Source organism: Klebsiella sp. CN_Kp066 (genome assembly GCF_040065135.1).
GTDB classification, from domain to species: domain Bacteria; phylum Pseudomonadota; class Gammaproteobacteria; order Enterobacterales; family Enterobacteriaceae; genus Klebsiella; species Klebsiella oxytoca.
The window spans coordinates 371,902-395,734 of sequence record NZ_JBEAIU010000023.1 but is presented as its reverse complement, the minus strand read 5'-3'; the positions used below and the strand labels follow the sequence as shown (position 1 = coordinate 395,734).

Annotated in this window: 22 protein-coding genes and 1 riboswitch; of the genes, 6 read left to right on the top strand and 16 right to left on the bottom strand. The window is 57.5% G+C overall.

Going from position 1 to position 23,833, the window contains the following annotated elements:
• Positions 1 to 166: 166 nt before the first annotated feature.
• Together mrdA and ABLV75_RS04780 are read left to right on the top strand one after the other, a co-directional pair.
• Positions 167 to 2,086 carry a penicillin-binding protein 2 gene (mrdA, locus tag ABLV75_RS04785; protein WP_348854896.1) on the top strand — a complete coding sequence of 640 codons (1,920 nt, stop codon included), beginning with the start codon at positions 167 to 169 and terminating at the stop codon, positions 2,084 to 2,086.
• Positions 2,087 to 2,190: 104 nt separating this feature from the next.
• Positions 2,191 to 2,934 (top strand): glutamine amidotransferase, encoded by a 744-nt coding sequence (locus tag ABLV75_RS04780; RefSeq protein ID WP_023329688.1) that lies wholly within the window; start codon positions 2,191 to 2,193, stop codon positions 2,932 to 2,934.
• 2 nt (positions 2,935 to 2,936) lie between these two features.
• On the opposite strand, the gene ABLV75_RS04775 is transcribed toward ABLV75_RS04780, so the two are convergent.
• A complete protein-coding gene (locus ABLV75_RS04775) occupies positions 2,937 to 3,485 on the bottom strand; it encodes a TetR/AcrR family transcriptional regulator (RefSeq protein WP_016809038.1) in 549 nt (182 codons plus the stop codon).
• A 114-nt stretch (positions 3,486 to 3,599) separates the two neighbouring features.
• Between ABLV75_RS04775 and ABLV75_RS04770 the strand changes: the two genes are divergently transcribed.
• Positions 3,600 to 4,382, top strand: coding sequence for an SDR family oxidoreductase (locus ABLV75_RS04770; RefSeq protein WP_023329689.1), 783 nt, complete (start codon positions 3,600 to 3,602; stop codon positions 4,380 to 4,382).
• Between the two features lie 306 nt (positions 4,383 to 4,688).
• Here the strand turns inward: ABLV75_RS04770 and ABLV75_RS04765 are convergent, their stop codons facing one another.
• The 9 genes from ABLV75_RS04765 to ABLV75_RS04725 form a co-directional block, all read right to left on the bottom strand.
• Positions 4,689 to 6,170 carry an aspartate aminotransferase family protein gene (locus ABLV75_RS04765; RefSeq protein ID WP_166643886.1) on the bottom strand — a complete coding sequence of 494 codons (1,482 nt, stop codon included), beginning with the start codon at positions 6,168 to 6,170 and terminating at the stop codon, positions 4,689 to 4,691.
• 9 nt (positions 6,171 to 6,179) lie between these two features.
• Positions 6,180 to 7,565, bottom strand: coding sequence for a diaminobutyrate--2-oxoglutarate transaminase (locus ABLV75_RS04760; protein ID WP_017145898.1), 1,386 nt, complete (start codon positions 7,563 to 7,565; stop codon positions 6,180 to 6,182).
• 307 nt (positions 7,566 to 7,872) lie between these two features.
• Positions 7,873 to 8,808, bottom strand: a complete 936-nt coding sequence (locus tag ABLV75_RS04755) for an ABC transporter substrate-binding protein (protein ID WP_017145897.1) — start codon at positions 8,806 to 8,808, stop codon at positions 7,873 to 7,875.
• Positions 8,809 to 8,832: 24 nt separating this feature from the next.
• A complete protein-coding gene (locus ABLV75_RS04750; protein ID WP_032746075.1) occupies positions 8,833 to 9,573 on the bottom strand; it encodes an ABC transporter permease in 741 nt (246 codons plus the stop codon).
• The gene (locus ABLV75_RS04745) at positions 9,570 to 10,298 is read right to left on the bottom strand and encodes an ABC transporter ATP-binding protein (protein WP_024274161.1); all 729 of its coding nucleotides are present in this window, start codon (positions 10,296 to 10,298) and stop codon (positions 9,570 to 9,572) included. Before ABLV75_RS04745 ends, ABLV75_RS04750 begins: the two co-directional genes overlap by 4 nt.
• On the bottom strand, positions 10,295 to 10,990 hold the full coding sequence (locus tag ABLV75_RS04740) for a TenA family protein (RefSeq protein WP_047719841.1): 696 nt from the start codon (positions 10,988 to 10,990) through the stop codon (positions 10,295 to 10,297). The genes ABLV75_RS04745 and ABLV75_RS04740 overlap by 4 nt, the downstream gene beginning before the upstream one ends.
• A 69-nt stretch (positions 10,991 to 11,059) precedes the next feature.
• Positions 11,060 to 11,161: riboswitch (TPP riboswitch) on the bottom strand.
• 205 nt (positions 11,162 to 11,366) lie between these two features.
• Positions 11,367 to 12,539 carry a Gfo/Idh/MocA family oxidoreductase gene (locus ABLV75_RS04735; protein WP_142447904.1) on the bottom strand — a complete coding sequence of 391 codons (1,173 nt, stop codon included), beginning with the start codon at positions 12,537 to 12,539 and terminating at the stop codon, positions 11,367 to 11,369.
• A 14-nt stretch (positions 12,540 to 12,553) separates the two neighbouring features.
• Complete coding sequence (locus tag ABLV75_RS04730) at positions 12,554 to 13,477, bottom strand: TIM barrel protein (protein WP_142447905.1); 924 nt, start codon at positions 13,475 to 13,477, stop codon at positions 12,554 to 12,556.
• Between the two features lie 184 nt (positions 13,478 to 13,661).
• Entirely contained in the window at positions 13,662 to 14,696 is a 1,035-nt protein-coding gene (locus ABLV75_RS04725; RefSeq protein WP_016809028.1) for a LacI family DNA-binding transcriptional regulator, read from the bottom strand.
• Positions 14,697 to 14,863: 167 nt separating this feature from the next.
• Between ABLV75_RS04725 and ABLV75_RS04720 the strand changes: the two genes are divergently transcribed.
• A complete protein-coding gene (locus ABLV75_RS04720) occupies positions 14,864 to 16,006 on the top strand; it encodes an alpha/beta hydrolase (protein WP_004102018.1) in 1,143 nt (380 codons plus the stop codon).
• Between the two features lie 60 nt (positions 16,007 to 16,066).
• On the opposite strand, the gene ykgR is transcribed toward ABLV75_RS04720, so the two are convergent.
• Positions 16,067 to 16,168 (bottom strand): small membrane protein YkgR, encoded by a 102-nt coding sequence (gene ykgR / locus ABLV75_RS04715; RefSeq protein ID WP_004102022.1) that lies wholly within the window; start codon positions 16,166 to 16,168, stop codon positions 16,067 to 16,069.
• Between the two features lie 198 nt (positions 16,169 to 16,366).
• Here ykgR and ABLV75_RS04710 point away from each other — a divergent pair, with 198 nt between their 5' ends.
• A complete protein-coding gene (locus tag ABLV75_RS04710) occupies positions 16,367 to 16,792 on the top strand; it encodes a hypothetical protein (protein WP_017145893.1) in 426 nt (141 codons plus the stop codon).
• Between the two features lie 5 nt (positions 16,793 to 16,797).
• The gene (locus ABLV75_RS04705; protein ID WP_004102026.1) at positions 16,798 to 17,358 is read left to right on the top strand and encodes an RNA polymerase sigma factor; all 561 of its coding nucleotides are present in this window, start codon (positions 16,798 to 16,800) and stop codon (positions 17,356 to 17,358) included.
• 99 nt (positions 17,359 to 17,457) lie between these two features.
• Here the strand turns inward: ABLV75_RS04705 and ABLV75_RS04700 are convergent, their stop codons facing one another.
• The 5 genes from ABLV75_RS04700 to ABLV75_RS04680 form a co-directional block, all read right to left on the bottom strand.
• Positions 17,458 to 18,075, bottom strand: a complete 618-nt coding sequence (locus ABLV75_RS04700; protein ID WP_004102028.1) for a TetR/AcrR family transcriptional regulator — start codon at positions 18,073 to 18,075, stop codon at positions 17,458 to 17,460.
• Between the two features lie 11 nt (positions 18,076 to 18,086).
• Positions 18,087 to 21,194 carry a multidrug efflux RND transporter permease subunit gene (locus tag ABLV75_RS04695; protein ID WP_004102030.1) on the bottom strand — a complete coding sequence of 1,036 codons (3,108 nt, stop codon included), beginning with the start codon at positions 21,192 to 21,194 and terminating at the stop codon, positions 18,087 to 18,089.
• Positions 21,195 to 21,210: 16 nt separating this feature from the next.
• Entirely contained in the window at positions 21,211 to 21,633 is a 423-nt protein-coding gene (locus tag ABLV75_RS04690; RefSeq protein ID WP_004102033.1) for a hypothetical protein, read from the bottom strand.
• Positions 21,634 to 21,760: 127 nt separating this feature from the next.
• Complete coding sequence (locus ABLV75_RS04685; protein WP_004102035.1) at positions 21,761 to 22,213, bottom strand: nuclear transport factor 2 family protein; 453 nt, start codon at positions 22,211 to 22,213, stop codon at positions 21,761 to 21,763.
• A gap of 51 nt (positions 22,214 to 22,264) precedes the next feature.
• Positions 22,265 to 23,590: a glycoside hydrolase family 10 protein gene (locus tag ABLV75_RS04680; protein ID WP_049094763.1), complete on the bottom strand. Its 1,326-nt coding sequence runs from the start codon at positions 23,588 to 23,590 to the stop codon at positions 22,265 to 22,267.
• Positions 23,591 to 23,833: the final 243 nt, after the last annotated feature.

Here is a 23,833-nt window from a genome sequence, read left to right as displayed (position 1 = left end):
TACGATGGAGGTTATTTCAGTGACAGTGTCACTTTAAATCTCTAACATGCTGATACATTTCTGCCAAATCATTAGCAACCTTTCGGTAGGGCTCCCGCTGCGATAACGCTATTCTTCCCCGCTTTTCCTTTTTCAGGCCCTTTGTAACCCAGGTAAATGCCCGCTAATGTCCCTTATGAGAGATGAAATTCGCGACCATTCAGCGGAAGAGATGCTATTTATCCGCCGTGCCGTCATTGCGTTTCTACTGGTGGTGGTCTGCTTTGCTGTCCTGATTGTTAACCTCTACCGCCTGCAGGTAGAGCAGCACGACTTTTATCAGACCCGTTCAAACCAGAACGACATTAAAATGCTGCCCATCGCGCCGAGCCGCGGGCTGATTTTCGACCGCAACGGCATCCCGCTGGTACAAAATATTACCCTCTACCGTTTGCAGGTGATCCCGAGCAAAATCGCCGATATGACGGCGCTGCTGCAGCAGCTGACGCCGATTGTTGATTTAACCCCGCAGGATATCGCCGACTTCCGCGACGATATGCACCACACCAGCCGCTACAAAGAGGTGACCTTAAAATCGGACCTGAGCGATGTTGAGGTGGCGCGTTTTGCCGTCAATGAGTTCCATTTTCCCGGCGTTACCGTAGAGAGCTACCAGCAGCGCGCTTATCCCTACGGCGCCGAGCTGGCGCACGTAGTTGGCTATGTCTCGAAGATCAACGACAGCGATTTGCAAAAGCTGGCCAAAGCCGGCGAAGAAGAGAACTACGCCGCCGACCATAATATCGGTAAGCAGGGCATCGAAGGCTACTATGAGAAAGCGCTGCACGGCACCACCGGTTATCAGGAAGTTGAGGTGGATAACCACGGGCGGGTGGTGCGTCTGCTAAAAGAGGTGCCGCCGGTGGCCGGGAAGAACATCTACCTGACGCTGGATTTGCATCTGCAGCAGTATATCGAGTCGGTGCTGAAGGGGCAGCGCGCGGCGGTGGTCGCCGTCGATCCGCGCGACGGCGGCGTGCTGGCGATGGTTTCCAGCCCCAGCTATGACCCGAATCCCTTTGTCAGAGGCATTGGCTACCAGGCCTATCGTTCGCTGCTCGAAAACCCCGACCGTCCGCTTATTAACCGTGTCACCCAGGGGCTCTATCCGCCCGCGTCGACGGTGAAGCCCTACATGGCGCTGTCAGCGCTATCGGCGGGGGTGATCACGCCAACCACCTCCTTCTTCGGCGCGCCGACGTGGACGCTGCCGGGAACCCAGCGCCGCTACCGCGACTGGCTGAAGAGCGGCCACGGCATGCTTAACGTCACCAAAGCGATCGAAGAGTCGGCGGATACGTTTTTCTATCAGGTGGCGTTTGAGATGGGGATCGACCGTATTCACGAGTGGCTGAGCAAGTTCGGTTACGGTCAGTCTACCGGTATCGATCTTAACGAAGAGTTTGCCGGGGTGCTACCGAGCCGGGAGTGGAAACAGCGGGTGCATAAAAAACCGTGGTATCAGGGGGATACCATTTCCGTCGGCATCGGCCAGGGCTACTGGATTGCCACGCCGATCCAGATGGTTAAAGCGCTGACGACCCTGATAAATAACGGCAAAGTGCAAAATCCGCATCTGCTTTACTCCATGAAGCAGGGGAATAGGGTCGAGCGCTATCAGCCACCGCAGAATCTGCCGCAGATTGGCGATCCGCATTCGCCATACTGGGACGTGGTGCGCAACGGTATGTACGGCATGGCGAACCTGCCAAACGGCACCGGCTATAAGCTGTTCCATACCGCGCCGTACCAGATCGCGGCAAAATCGGGGACGTCCCAGGTCTTCAGCCTGAAGGAGAATCAGACCTACAACGCGAAGATGATCCCGGTGCGCCTGCGCGACCATATCTTCTACACCCTGTTTGCGCCGTATCAGCATCCGAAGGTGGCGATGGCGCTGATTCTGGAGAACGGCGGCGGCGATGGCGTAGTGGCAGGACCGACGGCACGCGCCATCCTCGACCATATCTTTGACCCGGCAAACGCGCCGGCTGAACAGGGTGCTGCGGCTGCGGTGCCGCAGGTGGAGAGCGCGGACGCGCAATAGACGTTATTCGCCCGGAGCATAAGCGTTAGCGGATTGGTTATTTGCCGCCGCTGGCGCTTTTGCTCATAGTAGGGCTCTGTGTTGTTGTGAAAAAAGGCCCTCCGATGTCGTTAAGCCGAAATACGCTTCTCATTGTGCAGACCGGCACCCCGCCGGATGAAATCGCCTCCGACCACGGCGATCTTCCCTCCTGGTTTGCTCATTTACTGGCGCCGTGGCGCAATAAAATCAGCGTGGCGCGAGTGTTTGCCGGGGAGACGCTTCCCGCCCCGGATAACGCGACCGTCGCGGTGATTACCGGCTCATGGGATATGGTGACCGAACGCCTGCCGTGGAGCGAAATGACCGCGGCCTGGATCCGCGAGGCAATGGCGATAGAGATGCCGCTGTTCGGCGTCTGCTACGGGCATCAGCTGATGGCGCATGCGCTGGGCGGTGATGTGGATTATCATCCTGCCGGGCGCGAGGCCGGAAGCAAAACCATTTCGCTGTCAGAAAGCGGGCGGGCGGATCGTCTTCTGGCCGATAATCCGGCGCCGTTCAGCGCGCATCTTACCCATATGCAAACGGTCACCCGATTACCGCCGGGGGCGACGGTGCTGGCCTCGTCGCAGCACGATCCGCACCAGATTGTGCGCTACGGCGCCCATGCCGTCTCCACCCAGTTCCACCCGGAAATCACGCCGGCGATTGCCCGCTCGCTGATCGCGTACCGTCAGGCGGCACTGCGCAACGAAGGTATTGACCCGGATAAGCTGAGCCTTGAGGTTGAGGAAAGCCCGGTGGCCTCGGCGATTTTGACCCGCTTTGTTGCCGGCTATCTGCCGCCGGATCGGGAAACGGCGTAACGTTAGCGCTGGTTTTCCTCAAGCCAGGCCGCCGTTTCACGCAGGATTTCATCTGAAAACGCCGAATCAGCGGTCATTCGCGCCAGAATCAACGCCCCGACCATGGCAGACCAGTTGCCTATCGCCGCACGACGGCTCTTTTCCGGGTTTTTCTCATTAATCGCTTCGCTGAGATAAGCTATCTGCTGCTGCAGTCGCGCGGTCATTTCATCGCGTGCGGATTCAGACTGGCGGATGGTCTCCGCCGCCAGCGCTGCCAGCGGGCAACCGCTGGCAAAATTATCCCGGTGCTCGGGTGAGAGATAACGTGCGATAAGCGATTCGACGTCGTTATCCGCCGCTTCGCTCTCTATCTTCAGTTCAGCAAGGGTTTGTGCGATCAGGTCATCCTTCGATTTAAAGTAGCCGTAAAATCCGCCGTGGGTCAGACCGGCTGATTTCATAATATCGGTGACCGTGACCGCGTCAAAACCGCGCTCACGAAACAACCGGCCGGCGGCGGTCAGGATTGTCTGCTTATTCTCTTCAACCTGTTTTCTGCTCACTCTCATGGCGTGTTCCTGCGATAAATTATTTATGATGACCATCATATAACAATATTTACAGCTTACCCAGCTCGTGCCATTATACATGACGACCATCATGTATAATTCAGGAGTGTCGTTATGAGTAGTCAATCAGCAGTACTGGTGACCGGGGCATCGACAGGTATTGGCGCAGTCTATGCCGAACGTTTTGCTCGCCGCGGTCATGACCTGGTGCTCGTTGCGCGTCATCTCGAGCGGCTGACGGCGCTGGCCGAGCGGCTGCGCGGTGAAACCGGCGTTCAGGTCGACATCCTGCAGGCCGACTTAACCCAGGATAGCGACATTACCGCCGTCGAGCAGCGACTGCGGGAAGACGCACAAATTGGGATACTGATTAACAATGCCGGCACGTCGATACCCGGCGATTTTCTTAACCAGAGCAGCGCCGATATCACTCGGCTGATTACCCTCAACGTTACTGCCGTGACCCGCCTGGCAAACGCTATCGCACCGCGTTTGGCTCGGGCTGGAACAGGGTCCATCGTCAATATTGCATCGGTGGTTGGGCTGGGCCCGGAAATGGGCCTGACCGTATACGGCGCGACAAAAGCGTTTGTGCTGTTTCTTTCGCAGGGGCTCGACGTTGAGCTAAGCGCGAAGGGCGTATACGTGCAGGCGGTCCTGCCTGCGGCCACCCGTACCGAAATCTGGCAGCATAGCGGTAAAGATGTCAACGCCATTCCCGGCGTTATGGAGGTGGAGAAACTGGTGGATGCCGCCCTGGTCGGTTTTGACCGCCGCGAATTGGTCACCATACCGCCGCTGCAGGACGAAACGCAGTGGCAGACGCTGAACGCGACGCGTCAGGCTATGCTGCCCGCTTTCGTGCAATCTGAGCCAGCGGCACGTTATCTCGCCTGATCGTTTGTTTGTCTCACCGTGTATCGGAAAGGAGAGTCGATACCCGGTGCGACAACATCGCGCCATCGCACGTCCGGCGCAGATATAACGCCTCCGGGGAAAGCGCCCGAAGTGGCAGAATTTCCCGGAGGCGATGCTGCGCATCTGTCCGGGCTACGCGTCCTCAGCAGTCTGCAGGACTGTAGCCCGGGCAGGCGCCTTGCGCCGCCCCCGGGAAATGGCGTGACAACGTCACAAGCTCAGGGCGAAACCCAATAAAAAAGCCGATAAGGTAAGTTATCGGCTTTCGTGGTCAATGCGAAAAGCTTACTGCGCCAGCAGCTCCTGGGCGGTGCGATCGACCAGGCTCAGCAGCACCTTCACGTCATCTAACGTAACGATCGGGTTCAGCAAGGTCAGCTTCAGGCAGGTAACGCTGTTGTGCTCGGTCACCCCGACGTTAGCGCGGCCGGAGGCCAGCAGCGCATCGCCTACCCGCTGGTTGAGCAGGGCGATGGCGGCGTCGTCGCTGCCCGCCATCTGCTGCGGACGGGAACGGAACAGCACGCTCGCCAGCTGCGGCTGCATCACCAGTTCCAGCGTCGGCTGCGTTTCGACATAATCCGCTACGTTCAGCGCCATCGTCACGCCGTGATCGATGATTTCCGCGTACTGCTTCTGGCCCAGCGCCTCAAGACCCATCCACAGCTTCAGCGCGTCGAAGCGGCGGGTGGTCTGCAGCGATTTGGACACCAGGTTCGGTACGCCATGCTCTTCATCGAACTCAGAGTTCAGATAGGCCGCCTGATAGCGCATCAGCTCGTAGTGACGGGCTTCTTTTAACAGAAACGCGCCGCAGCTGATGGTCTGGAAGAACTGCTTATGGAAATCCAGAGTGATGGAATCCACTAAGTCAATGCCGTCCAGACGATCGCGATACTTCTCAGACATCAGCAGCGCGCCGCCCCAGGCTGCGTCAACGTGCAGCCAGATCTGATGCTCTGCCGCGACAGCCGCGATTTCTCGCAGTGGGTCAATGGCCCCCGCGTCGGTAGTACCAGCGGTAGCGACAATCGCCATAATCTGCTCGCCGTTAGCCTGAGCCTCGGCGATTTTCGCTTTCAGGTCCGCCACGTCCATCCGCGCGAATTGGTCGGTTTTCACCAGCGTCACGGAACGGTAGCCGAGGCCCATCAGCGCCATATTCTTCTGCACCGAGAAGTGGGCGTTTTCAGAACACAGTACTTTGTAGCGACGAACATCGCCCGGCAGACCATCCTGCTGGATGGAGTGGCCCTGGCGGGCAAAGAAGGCATCGCGCGCCAGCATCAGGCCCATCATGTTGCTCTGGGTACCGCCGCTGGTGAACACGCCCGCATCGCCAGCGCCGTAGCCGACCTGCGCACGCAGCCATTCAATAAGCTTGATCTCAATGATGGTGGCTGACGGGCTTTGATCCCAGGAGTCCATGCTCTGGTTGGTGGCGTTAATCAGCACTTCCGCCGCCTGGCTAATCACCAGGCTCGGGCAGTGTAGATGCGCCACGCACTGCGGGTGATGTACCGACAGGCTGTCTTTCAGGAAGTACTCGATCGCACGTTCAATCGCCGCCTGGTTGCCCAGACCCTGTTCGTTGAAATCAAGGGTGATGCGCTCACGCAGTTCGTCAACGCTTTTCCCCTGATACATTTCAGGCTGCTGCAACCACTGCGCGACAGCCTGGCTGGTCTGGGCGATCGCTTGCTGATAGGCATCAATACTCTGTGCGGAACCAGCAAGAATCGGATTCAACTTGGACATTGCGGTCACTTACTCCACTCAGACCGGTTTTACGCCGGCGGCCAGCAGGGCCTGTTCAAATTTGTCGAAGAAAATTTCCAGCTCAGCGTTGCTGATCAGCAGGGACGGCAGCAGACGCAGCACGCAGCCGTGGCGACCGCCGCGCTCGAGGATCACGCCCGCTTCGAAGCATTTCTTCTGCAGCAGGGCGGAGAGTTCGCCGTCCGCCGGGTAGCAGCCCATGTGATCCGGCGCTTCGTTCGGTTTAACGATCTCAATACCGATCATCAGGCCCAGACCGCGAACGTGGCCAATCACCGGATAGCGTTTCTGCATCTCGGCCAGCTTGCCCTTCAGCCATTCGCCCTGAGCGGCGGTTTTATCCGCAATGTTATTGTCTTTCAGGTGGCGCAGGGTGGTCAGGCCGGTCGCCATCGCCAGCTGGTTGCCGCGGAAGGTGCCGGTGTGGTGACCCGGTTCCCAGGCGTCGAACTGCTTTTTGATACCGAGAACGGCCAGCGGCAGGCCGCCGCCGACGGCTTTCGACATCACGATAATGTCCGGCTCGATGCCCGCGTGTTCGAAGGCGAAGAATTTACCGGTACGCGCAAAGCCCGCCTGAACTTCATCGACGATCAGCAGAATGCCGTGTTCCTGAGTCACTTTACGGATGCGCTGCAGCCACTCGACCGGAGCCGGGTTCACGCCGCCTTCACCCTGAACGGCTTCAAGGATCACCGCCGCCGGTTTACGCACGCCGCTTTCGACGTCGTTAATCAGGTTTTCGAAGTAGTAGGTCAGCGCTTTTACGCCGGCCTCACCGCCGATACCCAGCGGGCAGCGGTACTGGTGCGGGTAAGGCATAAACTGCACTTCCGGCATCATGCCGTTAACCGCCGCTTTGGGCGACAGGTTACCGGTGACGGACAGCGCGCCGTGGGTCATCCCGTGGTAACCGCCGGAGAAGCTGATTACGGAAGTACGGCCGGTGTATTTTTTCGCCAGCTTCAGCGCCGCTTCTACGGCGTCAGCGCCGGAGGGACCGGTGAACTGCAGGCAGTATTCTTTACCTTCGCCCGGCAGCAGGGAAAGCAGGTATTCAGAGAAGCGATCTTTTAACGGAGTGGTGAGATCGAGAGTATGTAACGGCAAGCCGCTGGTAATGACACTTTGGATGCTCTGCAGCACATCAGGGTGGTTGTGACCGAGAGCCAGAGTACCTGCGCCGGCAAGGCAGTCGAGATACTGTTTGTTATCCGCATCGGTCAGCCAGACGCCTTCCGCTTTAGTAATCGCAAGGGGCAGCTTGCGCGGGTAGCTCCTGACATTCGATTCGAATTCAGCCTGACGGGCCAAAAAGGTATCGTTGTTTGCATCTAATAAATCTGCGCCTAAAGTATCAATACGGACTTTATCCGTCATCATATCACTCCCACAACCAGCGTTACGGTTGAGCGCTGGTTGAATAAAATGGTGTAAGAAAATGAATCGCCATGCATTAAAGCGGGCACAATATATGGCTTTTTAGAACCGCGTTCAACGTTTTATTGATTAAGCTATATTTACGTTATTTTTACACTGCAAAATTAACGCATAACGCATTGATAAAAAAGAAGTGTTTTAAAGGATGAAAGACCTTTAAAATTGTAATTATTAGTGAGGGATTCTCGCAATTTTTATTACTGCCGCCTGGCTATTGCTGGCGAAAGATTTCCGCCAGCAATGGTATGACTTAGTGCAGTTCAACCGCATAATTCGTTAAAGGTGTGACTTTTTTCACCAACTTGTTGTTATATAAAAACTGTTCATAAGCTTCATAACGAGGTTTATCCAGCGCTGCCGGATCGCTGGCAAACAGAGGAAGAGTTTTCAGCCAGGCCTGCTTGTTCAGCTCCGTGTTAAGTTCAGGATGCGCGTCGGCAAACGCCTGCCAGGTTTCCTGCGGATGAGCGCGAAGGTAAGCAACGCCTTTTTGCAGCGCTTGCAGGAACGTCCTGATTTTCGGCGCGTTGACGTCGTCCCGGTTGGCGACAATCACCAGCTCATCGTAGGCCGGGACGCCGTAATCCTCGACGTTCATCACCTGCGGATCTTTCCCCTGAAGCTGCAGTTCCAGCGCTTCGATATTACGATAGCCGCCAATCACCGCATCGACCTGTCCGGCCAGCAGGGCGCTGGTCAGCTGAAAGTTAACATTGATGAGCTTGATGCTTTTGGGATCGATTTTCGCGTGCTGTGCCATAGTGGCCAGCGTCGCTTGTTCGATTCCGCTTACCGAATACCCCACTTTTTTGCCCTGCAGATCGGCGGGAGATTTGATGCTTTTATCCAGCGCGATCACCGTGTTCAGCGGTGAATTAATCAGCGTGCCGACGCGGACCAGCGGCAGACCTTCATCGGCAAAAAAATGCACCTGCGGCTGGTAGGTAATCGCCAGGTCCGCCTGGCGGGCGGCGACTAATCGCGGCGGCAGCGCCGGGTCGGACGGTGGCACAATTTTAACGTCCAGACCCGCCTCTTTAAAGGCGCCAATCTGTTCAGCCACCACGATCGGCGCGTGGTCGGGATTGATATACCAGTCCAGCACCAGGGTGAGTTTTTCATTGGCCAGCGCCTGACCGCTGAACAGCGCGGCAAGCGTGATACCGGCATAAATACGTTTACGCATGGTTAGTCCTTTTATTTAAGAGCGTCATTCCGGCGTCCAGTTAATCAGCCGGTGTAAAAAAGCATCCACCGCCAGCCACAGCAGGACGGTCAGTAGCACCAGAATAAACAGGGCTGCAAAGCAGATATCGGTTTGCAGACGGGCATTGGCGTTAAGCATGACGTAGCCCAGTCCTTCGGCTGAACCGACCCATTCGCCGATAATCGCCCCGATGGGCGCAACGGCGGCCGCCATCCGCAGACCGGAACCGAGGGCCGGAAGGGCAGCCATCATGCGGACGTGGCGCAGCTGCGCGCCAAAAGAGGCGCCCATGGTGCGCGCGAGGTCAAGATAGTCCTGGTTAACCCGGCGCAGGCCGTCAAAAAACGCCGAGGTGACGGGAAAGAAGATCACCAGCACCGCCATCATAACCTTGGCGCTCATCCCGAAGCCGAACCACAGCACCAGCAGCGGGGCAAGGGCAAAGACCGGGATCGCCTGGCTGGTCAGCACCAACGGCATCAGCCAACGCTGAAGGCGCGGCGAAACAATCATGCACAGCGCCAGTATCACGCCGAGCAGAACGCCGAGCGCGAGACCGCTGAGGATCTCGCTTAATGTGATCAGCGTGTGCCCACCGAGGTAGGCGCGGTTGACCCACAGGGCGCTTGCCACTGCCGAAGGCGAAGGCAGCAGAAAGGCGGGAATGCCGCTGCGGGTCACCAGCCACCAAATCAGGAGCAGGCCGCAGAACACCACGGCGGCGCGAAACAGTTTTGCGCTCATTCGTTAGCCCTTATCAGCTGTTGCAGCAACTCCGCCTGACCGGCTAATAGCGCCGGATCGTCCGGCGCGCGCGGCGGTATGCCGGACAAGCGATGCGTGTCGTCAATCCCGCCGGGGGCCGGGGAAAGGACGAGCAGACGGTGGCTCAGACGGCAGGCTTCCATCGGATCGTGGGTGATCAGTACAACGGTCCGGTTCACCAACAGCCGGGCGGCCAGGGACTGAATACGCGTGCGGGTGATCGTGTCGAGCGCGGAAAAGGGCTCGTCCATCAGCACGATGGGCCGGTCTTCGTAGAGCGTACGCGCCAGCGCCGCACGCTGACGCATGCCGCCGGAGAGAGCGGCCGGGCGGTCATCGGCGCAGTGTTCAAGCCCAACCTGCTGTAGCAGCGTGGTCACGCGCAGGTGATCGATGCGCTCCCCGCGCAGGCGCGCCCCCAGCGAGACGTTGTCGCGCACGCTTAGCCACGGGTAAAGCAGATCTTTTTGCCCCATCCACGCCAGGCGTCCGGCAATCGCCAGGCCATCGCTGGCGCGAACTTCGCCCCCAGAGGCTTTCGCCAGCCCGGCGATGATGCGCAGGAGGCTGGTTTTACCGGCGCCGCTGGCCCCCAGCAGCGAGCTCCACTGGCCGCCAGGAATAGAGAACGTCAAATTGTCGAAGATCGGTCGTAAACCAAAGCGCAGGCTCAGTCCGCGTACTTCGATGCCGGGAGCCATCACGCCTGGCGCTCCGCGAGGGCGTTAAGGCCCATTTGCCAGAAGTTAGCCTCCAGGCGCGTAGCGGTCGTGAAAATGGCGCTGAGTTCGGCAAAACGCGCTTCACCGCCGCGCTGCTGCCAGAGGGTTTCCAGCAGGTTTAAGGCTGCATTGACGCCGTTAAGGTAGCCCTCATCACCATAGTTGCGGATCCACGAGGCATACGGGTTGGCAGTCAGCCGGGTCGCCGGGTCGTGCAGCAGACCGAGGCCGATTTCCGCATAGCCGGCCACGCAGGGCATCAGCGCCGCCAGTAGATCCAGCGCATCGCCGGCGTGGCCAATGTCCAGTACGTAGCGGGTATAATTTACCGTTTCAGCGGCTTCCTCTTCAGCCGCCATCGTCGCTTCATCCAGCCCCCATCCCGTACAGTAGCCGACGTGCAGCGGCAGTTCGTCGAGAATGGCGTTCATGGACGCGGCGGCAACGCGCATTTCCGCGAGGGTACGCAGCTTGCTCACCAGCAGCGCGTAGCTGCGTGCAAAGTGGATCAGGAACAGGTAATCCTGCGTCAGATAGCGACGGAAAGCGGGTTCGGGAAGGGTGCCGTCGGCAAGCTGGCGCAGGAAGGGATGGGCGATGTAGCGCTGCCAGTCAGCACCGGCCTGCAGGCGCAGACGACCATAAATACCCTGAGTAAATGCGGGAAGAATCACAGGACCTCCTGATAATAGGGAGATCCGGGCGTGCTGAAAGAAGTGTGAACAGGCAATGGCGCAAAACTGGCGGAAATGCCGACCCGTCCCTTCGCTGGCATGACCCAGATCAGGTTCAAAGGGTTCGGCTTACGCCATCTCAGCCCTCACGGGACACCCCTCGGTTTGGCACCTGTTATACGACATTCGCTTTTTGATTACAATGCTGTGAATTTGCTGAGAGTTGGTGACACTGTCACGTTAAGACACTGCGATAAATGGCCGTTGTGCATCATTTTGGCCCAGTGGCGGGTGGCGTCTTGCCGGGCGCAGAACGGCCCGATTCTCTTTGGCCGGGCAAGGCGTCAGCCGCCGCCCGGCAAATATTATTTATGGATTAATGGAAATCGACCCAGCGGGCGCCACTGTCTGCTGAACGGACGCAGTTCTCAACCCAATGCACGCCGAGCGCACCGGCTTTGGCATCCGGGTACCAGAAGTTTTCCAGCAAAGCAGTGTCGCAACGATCGGTAGCATCCATGGCGATGGCGAAGCGGCGGTACAAATTCGACCAGGCCTCAAACAGCCCTTCGGGATGGCCACCGCCGATCCGGTCATCGTGCAGAGCCAGCGGGTCCAGATAGGGCATACCTCGTTCGAGAATGCGCACCGGCTCGCCCTGAATCTCATAGCGCAGCTGATTCGGCTGTTCATCCCACCACTCAAGGCTGGCTTTTTCTCCGACGATACGGACTTTCTGCCCGTGCATTGAGCCGCTGTTGACCGCCGAGCACCACATCGAACCCACGGCGCCGTTGTCGTACTCCATCAGCACATGCGCGTTATCCTCCAGCGGCGCGCGGCTTTTGACAAAGCTCTGGCGGGAGCACATCAGGCGAGTGATATTGAGCTTCGGCGCCATGGTCTCCGCCAGAAACAGCGGGTGAGTGGCGAGATCGCCCAGAACGTAGCTGGGACCAACAAACTTCGGGTCCACTCGCCAGCGGGTACTGGGGTTTTCCTGCTCCACAGGCTGGTTATGAAAACCGTGGGCGAACTGCATATTGATAATGCGTATCTCGCCCAGCAGCCCCTGCTCAATCATCTGCCGCGCCTGCAGAATCAGCTGATGACCGGCGTAGCCGTAAGTCACGCCGATGATTTTGCGCTGTTTTTCGCTCAGGGCCACCAGCGCATCGGCCTTTTCGCCGGTAAAACAGAGCGGTTTTTCGCAGACCACATGCAATCCGGCCTCCAGCGCCGCGCGGCAAATGGCGTAGTGGGTATTGTTCGGCGTAGCGATGGAAACCGCTTCAATACCGTCCTCCCGCGCGGCCTCTTCGCGAAACAGCGTTTCGTAGTCGGGGTAACAGCGCCCGGCCTCCACGCCCAGCTGCTGGCCAAACTCACGCCCGCGCTGAGCGTCAATATCGAAGGCCCCGGCCAGCAGGGTAAACGTGCCGTCGCGCAGCGCCGCGGAGCGGTGAATATAACCAATCTGGCTGCTTCCGCCGCCGCCCACCATACCCCAGCGTAACGACCGGCCAACAGGTTTAATACCGTTAATCATGTTTCATCTCCCGATTAAAAACCAACCGAATGCAGGTAGCGCAGGCTTTCCGTGACCGCCTTAAGGCTGCCCTCAACGTTGCGCGGGTCGCGCTCTTGCTCAATGGTGATCCAGCCTTGATAGCCGCGTTTGTCGAGAAAGGCGCGTACCGCCGGATAATCAATGGCGCCGCTGCCGAGCGGACACATCACGCCCTCCGCGCAGGCAGAGAAGAAGTCGATGCCGCGGGAAATCACGCTCCTGAATACCTGCGGATCGACATCTTTAAAGTGCAGGTAGTCAAGGCGATCAAAATGGCGATCCAGCCAGCTGACGGGGTCCATACCCGAATAGAAGAGATGGCCGGTGTCGAGACACAATCCGGCAACATTATGGGGGATTTGCGCCGCGAGCAGGTCGATTTCGTCGGCAAACTCGATGCAGCCGCCGGCGTGAGGATGGATAACCGGGCGAACGCCGTACTCCTGCCACGCCAGTTGGCTGATGGTAATAATATGGCCGATCATCCGCTGCCAGTCGGCGGGAGAGAGGCGGGGGGCCAGTTCGCTGTGTCCGGCGTATTTCGCCCGCAGCGGATTGCCAAAATCAATAATCACCAGATAAGGCGGCTGGAAGAGGTTGCCCGGCGTCTTTTCCGCCGATGGAACCTGCGACAGGTTGCGGCAAATGTTATGCGTCAGTGCGACAATGTTCGCAAAGTTCTCTTCGCTGACCAGATCGTCAAAGATCGTTCCGGCCACCAGCGACAGCCCCTGCTTATTCAGCGCGGCGCTGAGTTCATCGGCTCGGGTCGGCAGATAGCTCCACGGCCCCAGTTCAATACTTTTATAACCGGCCGTCGCCGCCTCTTCCAGCACCTTGGTCCACGGCGGCAGGTAAGGATTTTTGGGATCATCGACGCCCCAGCTGCACGGCGCGTTGGCAATATGTATGGTCATGATGGCTTCCTTTTCAGATGAGGAGAAAACATGACCAGTATTGAATGAAAATTTCATCTTCAACAATCATGAAATTTAAATTCTTTGATGGAATTCAAGGTTTATTTTGATGTTTTAATTGATAGTTTTTTATCAAATGTAGCGCTGAAGCGGAGCGCGGAGAATATACCCGCGCTTTCGCCGATCAGAGGTTTTCTTTGGTGAGTAAATCAAAAGGCTGCAGGGCGTTAATAAACGTCGCCTGCGGCTGGTGAGCGCACTGGACAAAGGCATCGACGGTCGCTGAGGCGAATTCGGCAAGCCGATGAGCCAGCATGAGATCGATTGTCCCGTCGATTAGCGCCAGCTCGCCGTGGTCTACCGGGCCATGACAAATCAGCGTGACCTGATGCTGACGCTGATGCGCATGCAGCGCGGCGATAATCCCTTCCACGCCGCCGCAGGGCGCGTAGATGGCCTCCAGATCGGGATAACGCTGCAGCATCTCCTCCGTCACCCGGCGGGCGATATCGGCGCGTTCGTGGCTGCGTACAGGCTCCAGCACCCGGTCGCCTTTGCCATGTTCGCGCAGGTAGGAACGGAAACTTATCTCGCAGCTTTCCTGACAAATAAATCGGTTATCGCCAACGATAATGCCGATTTCGCCGCTTCCATGACACAGCCTGTCCACCGCCCAACCGGCGGTGCGGCCCGCTTTCTGATTATCCAGCCCAATGTAGCCGGTGCGTTGCGGGATGCTCATATCGGAGAGCAGGGTAAAGACGCGCACGCCTTTATCAACGGCCTGAGCAACGGCATGGCGGATAAGCGGATTATCCAGCGCCACAATACCGATTGCGTCAACCTCTTCGCTGAGGCGGGCGATTGCGGCAACCATGTCGTCAATGGCGTTAATGTCATAATGCAGAAACACCGGCGCCTGTGCCGGACTATGCCAGGGCAATGCCGCCTGCTCAAGCGCCTGCGCCAGTTGATGGTAAAACGAGTGCGACTCCTGCAGCAGGATGAACCCCATTCTCAGCGGGATCGCCGACTGACCGGCTGCCAGCCGATACTGCGATTGTTCGAGCGCAAAGCCTAAGCGCCTGGCGGACTCAAGCACTTTACGTTCGGTGCTCTCTTTCACGGGAGTTCGTTTATTCAACACTCTGTCCACCGTCGCGATACCGACTCTGGCGTCTCTGGCTATATCCTTCATGGTGACTTTTTTCGCTGACATTGTTCTCTTCCTGTGAGGTGATTGATAAAAATATATCATTTTTGTGGCGGATAAAAAGCGAAGCCACTCAGGGTTTATGCAAATCAGCAAAATGACCCGCTTCATTGAGCTGGTATTCAGGCGCCAGGGTCTACACTAAGTGCATCCCCATTATGGAACAGGATGTCATGACTTATTCCCTCTCAAAAAAATTCCTTACCGCCACCTCTGCGCTGCTATTGCTTTCCATGAGCGCTGTTCCGGCTAGCGCCGCTACCGACAGCACCGATGCCGTCTCTCCGCTCAGCGCGGAGAACGGGTTAAGCGAAGCGGCTAAGCAATATTTTCTGCGTTATCCTTCCCACAGCGGCGTGAACGGTAAAACCGCGCGCGAAGATACCGCGGCGGTCTTTATTCCCTTTGGCGCCACGCCGGAAGGGGGATGGCCGGTGGTGGTCTGGGCTCACGGTACCGTTGGCGTGGCGAATCACTGCGCGCCGTCGTTAAACCCGCGCAGCGATCGCGATAAGCAGTATCTGAACACCTGGCTGTCGCTGGGCTATGCGGTGGTCGCGCCGGATTATGCCGGTCTGGGCTCGTCCGGGCTGCACCACTATCTGAACGCCCGCGGCGAAGCGTGGAGCGTACTTGACAGCGTTCGCGCCGCCCTGAAACAGTTTCCGCTCAAAAATGAACTTATTCTGGTAGGACAGTCGCAGGGAGCGCATGCCGCCTTCGCCAGCGCCGGCTATCAGCCGCAATATGCACCCGAGCTTAATATTCGCGCAACGGTGCTGACCGGTACGCCTTATTTTGAAAAAGGGACCACCGCAGCCGACATTCTTCCGCCGGCAGGCGGCAAAGCGCCGAGCGGCGGCGATCCGAAAATTCCGTATATTTTCTATATTTATCTTTCAGCTGCCGACAGCAACCCGCAGCTCAATCCCGCCGACTATTTCCAGGACAAAGCGCTACCGCTGCTGAAAGAGGCGAACCATTTATGCATTACGCCGCTTAACGATGAGGTGATGAAGGCCGGTCTCAATGCGGCGAATGCCCTCAAGCCGGGAGTGGATTCGCTGTTAAACGCCAGCGTAGAAACCATGCTCTACCCGACGCTAAAAATCGATCATCCGGTATTTATCGGTATAGGCAGCGTCGATATCAACGTACCGACGGCGATGCAAAAACGCTTTGCGGATGCGGTTAAAAGCGCGGGAACCCGGGCGGACGTGCATATTTATGAGGGGCTGGATCATAGCGGAACGGTTAACCCGTCATTGCGCGACTCGGTGCCGTTTTTGATTAAGACGCTCAACGATAAGCGGTAATGGCGAGGGTCGATGAGCCGCCCTGAGCGATGGGGCGGTTCAGCGCAGGTATGACGTCGATTACCAGTATTTGGGGATCAGATAGCCATACATAACGACCGCGACAACAATCATCAGCGTAATAATTGCCCAGTCTGCTTTTAATGATTTTACTGCCTTCATAAGTTCCTCTTTTTTCGATGAATCACCGGGTAACGTTACCGCCGCCGCCCGCACCGAAAGGTGATGAAGATCACACAATAACATTTGTCGTACAAATAAAGTGTGTCGATTTTTAAATATTGTTAGCAATATTTTGTCCGCTCATTCGTCTACCTCTGCACAGGTTACTATTCACAAGCGTTATGAGGTAAACAAAGCATGAGAGATTTCGACAGGCGCGAGCAGCGCCATCAGCACCGTTTTGGTGACCACAGAATGGCAAAACCGCTTCTCATCGGCGCGGCATTAATCATCGTTCTCGGGCTGCTGGTCATGTCGCTATGGAATGCGCTACTGCCCGCTATCCTTGGGGTAAAGGGCATCGGCTTCTGGCAGGCGTTAGGTCTTCTGGCGCTGTCGCGGATCCTGTTTGGCGGTCTCGGTTTTCGCCCGGGAATGTTCGGTATGGGACACGCGCGGCGTCGAATGCATGAACGCTGGATGAAGATGAGTCCCGAGCAGCGCGATGAGTTTGTACAGCGCTTTGGTCATCGCGGGCATCGTGGCCACTGCGGCTGGCGCGATCGTCGTAGCGAAAATGCGCCGCAGCAGGAGCCTGCGGTGAAAAATACGGATCCCGAGTGAGCGCAATGAAAAACGGCATCGCGACGCCATCGCGGCTGATTTCCGCTCTCGACGCCTGCCGGACGAAGCTGAAGGCGTTTATTCGCGCCCGGATCCCGCAAAGGGATGAGGCGGACGATATCCTGCAGGAAGTGACTTATCAGCTGATCCGCGTCGAGCAACCGGTGGAGAATATTGCCGCCTGGCTGTTCCGGGCCGCGCGAAACGAGATGACCGACAGGGCGAGAAAAAAGCGTGAGCTGCCGCTGGCTGGCGATTTCAGCGAGGAAGAAGAGGGTGGCTTTCCCGAGGATGAGCTGGCCGAGACGCTGTTTGGCGTTGCGCAAACGCCGGAGGAGGCGTATCTGAAAACGCTGCTCTGGGAGGCGGTAAACCAGGCGCTCGCGGAACTGCCGCCCGCCCAGCGCGAAGCATTTGAGAAAACCGAACTGCAGGGCTACAGCTATCGGGAGTTGGCCGAAGAGACCGGCGCAAGCGAGCAGGCGCTGCTGTCGCGTAAGCATAAAGCGGTACTCTACCTGCGAACCCGCCTGCGCGCGCTGTATGACGATCTGCTCGCCGATTAGTCTTTCTTCGGCCTCTGGCGCGGGGCCGAAGACCTGGTCTTTATCCGCTTAGCAGAATAAGGGCGGCGACAGGCCTGAAAGTGGCTGCGTAAACCTGGATTATGGCCGGTAGCCCCAGGCCTTGAGAAAGACGGTAATCGCGCATTCCGCGAGCTGTTCCAGCTTCTCTGGCTCCACCGCTTTTTGCGCAATTAAGGCCCCCGGCAGCGGATAGCCCATAATCGCGCCGAGAAACGCCGTTGCTTCGAGCTCCGGATCGCTGATGGTCAGCAAACCTTCGTTTTTTTTCTGCGCCAGTATCTCGCTCAGTGCCTGCAAAACGCGCCCTGAGGGGCGCTGTTCGAGCGTGACGTAGAGTTCGGGCTTTTGCAACAGCACCTGGATCAGCAGGCGTTGAAAGTGAATATTCTCCGGCGCATAAAAGTGCGCTTGCACCACTTTCGCAAACCCGCGCAGCAGCGCGGGAAAATCCTGCTGACGCTCCTGCAAAAGCTGGCGCAGAGGCGGCTGCATGGTGTCATTGAGAAACGCAAATGTCTCCAGCAGCAGCGCGTCTTTACCGCCGGGGAAATGACTGTAGAGCGTCGGCCGCGAGGTTCCCGCTTCGGCGGCAATCGTATCCAGCGACACATCAAGCCCGTGCCTGAGAAACAGCTCGCGGGCGGTTTGTAAAATGCGTGGGCGGGCTTTCATTGGCCGCCCGCGTTGATTTCCCATCAATTGAGTCCTTACCGTTTGCGCCCTTTAAGGCGCATCATTCCTTGCTGTACCAGCAGGAAAAAGAGTGGAACGAAGAGCAAGGTCAGCAGCGTCCCGGTGAGCATACCGCCGATCACCGCGGTGCCAATCTCTCGTTGGCTGGAAGCGCCGGCACCGGTAGAGAGTACCAGAGGGATAACGCCGACAACAAATGCAAGTGAGGTCATAATGATGGGGCGTAAGCGCAGACGAGCGCCCTCCAGCGCCGCGTCGGATAAGGTTTTTCCTTGCTGAAACTGCGCCAGCGCAAATTCAACGATCAGAATCGCATTTTTGGCGGAAAGCCCCATGGTCGTCAGCATACCGACCTGGAAGTAGATATCGTTTTCATATCCGGCGAGCAGCGACGCGCTCACGGCCCCCAGAATCCCCAACGGCACGATCAGCAGTACGGCGACCGGAATCGACCAGCTTTCATACAAGGCGGCCAGACACAAAAACATAAAGGCCAGCGAGGCCAGATATACCCATAGCGTTTGCACTGAAGAGGCCTGCTCCTGCCAGGACAAACCGCTCCATTGCAGATCAAACCCACTCAGCGTGCCCACCAGTTCGGCCATTTCCGCCATCGCCGAACCGGAGCTGACGCCCGATGCCGCATTGCCCTGGAACTGCACGGCTGACAGTCCGTTAAAACGCTGAAGCATCTGCGGCCCGGTGGTCCAGCGCCAGGATGAGAAGCTGTCGAAGGAGGCCATGTTGTTGCTGTCGCCGCGGACAAACCAGGCGGATAAATTTTCCGGCGTCGAACGCCAGGCTGCGTCTCCCTGCATGTACACGCGCTTGACGCGCCCGCGATCGATAAAGTCGTTAATGTACACGCCGCCCCAGGCCGCAGAGAGAGTGCTGTTTATCGCGGCCTGATCCAACCCCTGGGCCTGCGCTTTCTGTCTGTCAACATCGACCTGCAGCTGCGCCTTCTCCTCCAGGCTGTTAATGCGCACCGCATCCAGTTCTGGCTGTTGTCTGGCGGCAGCGAGCAGGGTGTTTTGCGCCTCGATGAGCGACGGGCTGCCGTTTTGCGCGCTATCCTGTAGCCAGAGTTCAAAGCCGCTCGACTGCCCGAGCCCGCGCACGGTGGGTGGCGACATCACGCTGATGCTGGCCAGCCGGGAGGTTTTAACAAAGTACTGGTTCGCCCGGGCAATGATCGCCTGAGCGCTGTTCTGTTCTCCGGGACGCGCATCCCAGTGCTTGAGTTCGGCGAAAGCCATGCCGACGTTCTGCCCGCTGCCGGCGTTATTTCTGCCGGTGACCATAAAGATGACGTTGAGGTTATTCTCTTCCTCGCTCATGAAATAGCGGCTAATTTCCGCGCCGACCTCTTCGGTCATCGACATCGGCGAGCCGGAGGGAAGCGTAAACTGAACCATCACCGCGCCCTGATCCTCTTCCGGCAGAAAGCCGCCAGCCAGTTTCTGATACTGCCAGAGCATCAAAAACGTCAGCGCCAGGGCCAGCAATACAAAGCGGAAGGGGCGGACCGCTATCCGCCGGAGAATCGCCAGGTAACGATTCTGAGTGGCGGCGACGCCGCGGTTGAAACCGGAGAAGAACGGCCCTTTTTTAAGATGGCCGGGTTTGAGCAGATGGGCGCACAGCGTCGGCGTCAGGGTCAGTGCGACCAGCGCGGAAAGCACCATCGCCGAAACGATGGTCACGCTGAACTGCCGGTAGATAATCCCCACCGAGCCGCCGAAAAACGCCATCGGGATAAAAACCGCCGAGAGTACCAGCGCGATGCCAATCAGCGCGCCGGTTATCTCATTCATTGAGCGCAGCGTGGCTTCAAGCGGGGTAAGATCCTCTTCCACCATCAGGCGTTCAACGTTCTCCACCACCACGATAGCGTCATCAACCAGCAGACCGATTGCCAGAACCATCGCGAAGAGGGTGAGCGTATTGATGCTGTAGCCCAGCAGGCTAAGGATGCCGAAGGTACCGAGCAGGACGACCGGCACCGTGAGGGTCGGGATCAGCGTTGCCCGCCAGCTCTGGAGAAAGAGATACATGACCGCCACCACAAAAAGAATCGCCTCAATCAGCGTGCGCACTACGCTTTCGATAGAGACCGTCACGAACGGCGTGCTGTCGCGCGGATAAGCGGCGACAACGCCCTGCGGAAAGCGAGGCGTCAGGCGTTCGACTTCTGTCCGGATCTTCTCCGCCGTCTCCAGCGCGTTGGCCCCGGAGGCCAGCTGAATTGAGATTCCGGCTGAGGGGAAACCGTTGAGCGTGGTTTGGTTTTGATAGTTTTCCGCGCCGATCCCCACCCGGGCGACATCGCGCAGATAGACCACCGAGCCGTCTCTGTTGGTGCGCAGAATAATGTTTTCAAACTGTTCGGGATGCTCAAGGCGGGACTGCGCGGTGACCGTCGCGTTCAGATACTGCCCCTCCAGCGTAGGCAGTGAACCAATTTCGCCGCTGGTGACCTGAGAATTTTGCGCCTCGACGGCGGCCTGCACGTCGGAGGGCATCAAACCGTAGCCGTTCAGCTGCAGCGGATTGAGCCAGATGCGCATCGCGTACTGGGCGCCGAAAACGGTCGTTTCCCCCACGCCTTCCACCCGGCTCAGCGGCTCCTGCAGGGAGCTAACGAGAAAGTCGCTGATATCAAGGCTGGTTAGCGTTCGCGTTTGATCGTACAGAGCCACCACCATCAGGCTGTCACCCTGTGACTTGGTTACCGTAAGGCCTTGCTGCTGCACCTCTTGAGGCAAACGCGTAATGGCCTGATTAACGGCATTTTGTACCTGCACCTGCGCCATATCGGGATCAATGCGTTGATCGAAACTGAGACTAATACGCGCCTGGCCTGCTGAACTGCTGCTGGAGGAAAAATAGAGCAGGCCATCGATGCCTTTAATCTGCTGCTCCAGCACCTGGGTCACGCTGTCTTCAACGGTTTCAGCCGAGGCGCCGGGGTAGTTGGCGGTGACGTTGACGCCGGGAGGAGCAATATCCGGATATTGTTCAACGGGCAGGGTCAGCAGGGCGAAAGCGCCGGTCGCCATAATACAGATGGCGATGACGGCAGCAAAAACCGGGCGAAACACAAAAAAGCGAGCCAGCATCGTTATGCACCTACGGTCAGTTGAGGGATTCTTGTAGCGCAAACACGGCCGGCGGTTCGCTTAGCCCGGAGGATGGGGGAAATGCCGGCGTGGGTGGAGCCGGTAGCGCCGCATCCAGCGCCCTCGACAGAAAAAAGCGGCTGATTTCAGAACATGCAGTCGTACGCTGGTATTCACCCCACAGAAAGTCATAGGTCTGAATACTGAAAATATTCTGCTGCAGTAAAAAATGCAGATAGCGTTGGCGCTGCTCCGCCTGCTGGCTAACGAGCAGGGCGTGACATAGCCTGGCCTGAGCCGGCTCATCTACACGTGAACATGCCGCCTGAATCTGCTGATCCTGCGTAGCCAGACTCAGCAGTGAGGCCTTCGCTACGCAGGGAAGAAATGATAATCCAATGAAACAAAACAGCTTTGCCCATTTTCCTTCGTTGAACATCCGCCTTACCCCGTCAGTTTATTTACTTTACAGTAAAGTAAATAAACTGTTTAAACAAGTGCCCATCTGTACGAAGCGAAAATGGGTAAAGCGGAGGGAATGATGAGCAGAGGAGCTCTGCTCAGGCTCAGAACATGCCGTTGCCGCTGGCGGTTTTCTGCGGAACGTTCTGGGTCACGTCCCAGTGCTCAACGATTTTATGCTGTTCATCAACGCGGAAGATATCGATAATCGCCCGCGTCACTCCCGGCTCGCGACCGGTTACCTCCACGTGGAGGATCACATGATCGCCGTCGACAAAGGCCTGCTTGATAACGCTGCGCGAGTCGGGATATTTACTCTTCAGGAAGGCGATAAACTGCTGAAAGCCTTCAACGCCGTCTTTCGCCATCGGGTTATGCTGTATGTAGCGGTCTCCGAGATAGGGCCTGGCGGCGGCAAAGTCCTTGTCATTTAACGCTTTGTTATAAAAATCAATGACGTTCTTCTTATTCAGCTGTTCGCTTTCACTGTTGCCCGCAAAAACAGCGGGCGACAGGGCGCAAAACAGGGAAAAGGCGATGAGCGATTTTTTCAACATACATCCTCCGGCGGTGATTGTAGTAACAGGCATCTGGCCTGTCAGGGGGAATCAGCCTCCCCAGCGGCCTTTGAGGTAGTTAACGGCCTGCTGGGTCTGCGGCTGATTAAGGTAATTCTCTCTGAACAGAATAGTGCCCTGAATTTGCGGCATGGATTCATTCAGATCAAGCTGCTTTTTCAGCTCCGGCACGCCGCCGCTAATCATCCAGTCAGGCTCGCTCTTTGACGGTTCGCCAACTTTGTACAGCGCCACGCCGATATAAAGCCGGGTGTGGGTAGGCTTCACCACCTCAGCCCACCACTTTGCCAGCACATCGTAGCGCGCGGCGTCGCGGGCGAAGGGCCAGTAAATTTGCGGCGCGATATAGTCCAGCCATCCCTGCTGAACCCACAGGCGGGTATCCGCGTAAGACTCATCGTAGGCCGCCGCGCCGCGGGTATCGGACCCGGACGGATCGTGAGAGCGATTGCGCCAGACGCCCGCCGGGCTGACGCCGAATTCTACGGCGGGGTTCAGCTGCTTGATAGTGCGGGAAACCTGCTCAATCAGCAGCTGGGTATTGTGCCGCCGCCAGTCCGCTTTGGCAGCAAAGCCCTGGCCATACTGCTGGAACGTCCGATTGTCGTTCAGCTTCGACCCCGGCGTTTCGGTATAGAAGTAATCATCGAACTGGACGCCGTCTACCGGATAGCGCTCTACGACCTCTGCCACGATGCTGGTGATCCAGTCGCGCACTTCCGGGATCCCCGGGTCGAGAACGAAACGGTCTCCGGAGGTACGGATCCACTCCGGATGCAGGACATAGACGCTGGCGGGAAACTGCGAAAGGGTACTGTTAAGCTCGGTGACGGTTTTGGGGCGAGTATTGACCGAGACGCGATAGGGGTTGAACCATGCATGAACGCGCATGCCGCGCTTATGGGCTTCATCCAGCATAAACTTTAACGGATCGTAGCCCGGGTCCTCGCCGATTTTACCGGTCAGCATATCGGACCACGGCAGGATCTTCGACGGCCAGAGCGCGGTGCCATCAGGTTTCACCTGGAAAAAAACGGTATTGATACCGAGGCTTTTTAAATTATCCAGCTTGGCAATCAGCGCCTGCTGCTGCAGGGCGATGCGGCGATCGGCGGTAATGCCGCCGTTCACGGATTCCAGCGGCGGCCAGTCGAGGCGCGAGACGGTTGTCAGCCAGACGCCGCGCACCGGCTCGTGGCTTTTGGGTAACGTCGGCTGCTTTGTTGCGGGCGGCAGCGGCGTGACAAGAGAAACGGGCGGTTTACTGCCGCAGTGCGACAGCAGCAGCGCTGCAGCGATAGCTACGGCGGATGCTTTTACTTTTTTCAGGATGCTATTACGGGAGTGAATCGTCATATTTGCCAGCATTTCTGGTCAGCGCACAAAGAAGTCATTTTCGTATTATTCTACTTTAAGTCAATAATTTAGCCATAGACAGCGCCGCTTTTGCCTCAGCAAATTTCGCGGCCAGTCGTCTGCGCCATCACGCAACGGCTGGCCATGATATATCATTGATATGCATTAAAACTTGATCGGTTCAGGGCGAGTTTAAAAAGGATTTGTTAAAATCTGGCCAAACAATTGACCGCCGGCCCCCGA

What these genes read in the sequence shown, in the direction of transcription:
- mrdA (WP_348854896.1), top strand. Translation starts at nt 167, where the DNA reads ATGTCCCTTATGAGAGATGAAATTCGCGACCATTCAGCGGAAGAGATG.
- ABLV75_RS04780 (WP_023329688.1), top strand. Translation starts at nt 2,191, where the DNA reads ATGTCGTTAAGCCGAAATACGCTTCTCATTGTGCAGACCGGCACCCCG.
- ABLV75_RS04775 (WP_016809038.1), bottom strand. Translation starts at nt 3,485, where the DNA reads ATGAGAGTGAGCAGAAAACAGGTTGAAGAGAATAAGCAGACAATCCTG.
- ABLV75_RS04770 (WP_023329689.1), top strand. Translation starts at nt 3,600, where the DNA reads ATGAGTAGTCAATCAGCAGTACTGGTGACCGGGGCATCGACAGGTATT.
- ABLV75_RS04760 (WP_017145898.1), bottom strand. Translation starts at nt 7,565, where the DNA reads ATGATGACGGATAAAGTCCGTATTGATACTTTAGGCGCAGATTTATTA.
- ABLV75_RS04755 (WP_017145897.1), bottom strand. Translation starts at nt 8,808, where the DNA reads ATGCGTAAACGTATTTATGCCGGTATCACGCTTGCCGCGCTGTTCAGC.
- ABLV75_RS04750 (WP_032746075.1), bottom strand. Translation starts at nt 9,573, where the DNA reads ATGAGCGCAAAACTGTTTCGCGCCGCCGTGGTGTTCTGCGGCCTGCTC.
- ABLV75_RS04735 (WP_142447904.1), bottom strand. Translation starts at nt 12,539, where the DNA reads ATGATTAACGGTATTAAACCTGTTGGCCGGTCGTTACGCTGGGGTATG.
- ABLV75_RS04730 (WP_142447905.1), bottom strand. Translation starts at nt 13,477, where the DNA reads ATGACCATACATATTGCCAACGCGCCGTGCAGCTGGGGCGTCGATGAT.
- ABLV75_RS04725 (WP_016809028.1), bottom strand. Translation starts at nt 14,696, where the DNA reads ATGTCAGCGAAAAAAGTCACCATGAAGGATATAGCCAGAGACGCCAGA.
- ABLV75_RS04720 (WP_004102018.1), top strand. Translation starts at nt 14,864, where the DNA reads ATGACTTATTCCCTCTCAAAAAAATTCCTTACCGCCACCTCTGCGCTG.
- ykgR (WP_004102022.1), bottom strand. Translation starts at nt 16,168, where the DNA reads ATGAAGGCAGTAAAATCATTAAAAGCAGACTGGGCAATTATTACGCTG.
- ABLV75_RS04710 (WP_017145893.1), top strand. Translation starts at nt 16,367, where the DNA reads ATGAGAGATTTCGACAGGCGCGAGCAGCGCCATCAGCACCGTTTTGGT.
- ABLV75_RS04705 (WP_004102026.1), top strand. Translation starts at nt 16,798, where the DNA reads ATGAAAAACGGCATCGCGACGCCATCGCGGCTGATTTCCGCTCTCGAC.
- ABLV75_RS04700 (WP_004102028.1), bottom strand. Translation starts at nt 18,075, where the DNA reads ATGGGAAATCAACGCGGGCGGCCAATGAAAGCCCGCCCACGCATTTTA.
- ABLV75_RS04695 (WP_004102030.1), bottom strand. Translation starts at nt 21,194, where the DNA reads ATGCTGGCTCGCTTTTTTGTGTTTCGCCCGGTTTTTGCTGCCGTCATC.
- ABLV75_RS04690 (WP_004102033.1), bottom strand. Translation starts at nt 21,633, where the DNA reads ATGTTCAACGAAGGAAAATGGGCAAAGCTGTTTTGTTTCATTGGATTA.
- ABLV75_RS04685 (WP_004102035.1), bottom strand. Translation starts at nt 22,213, where the DNA reads ATGTTGAAAAAATCGCTCATCGCCTTTTCCCTGTTTTGCGCCCTGTCG.
- ABLV75_RS04680 (WP_049094763.1), bottom strand. Translation starts at nt 23,590, where the DNA reads ATGACGATTCACTCCCGTAATAGCATCCTGAAAAAAGTAAAAGCATCC.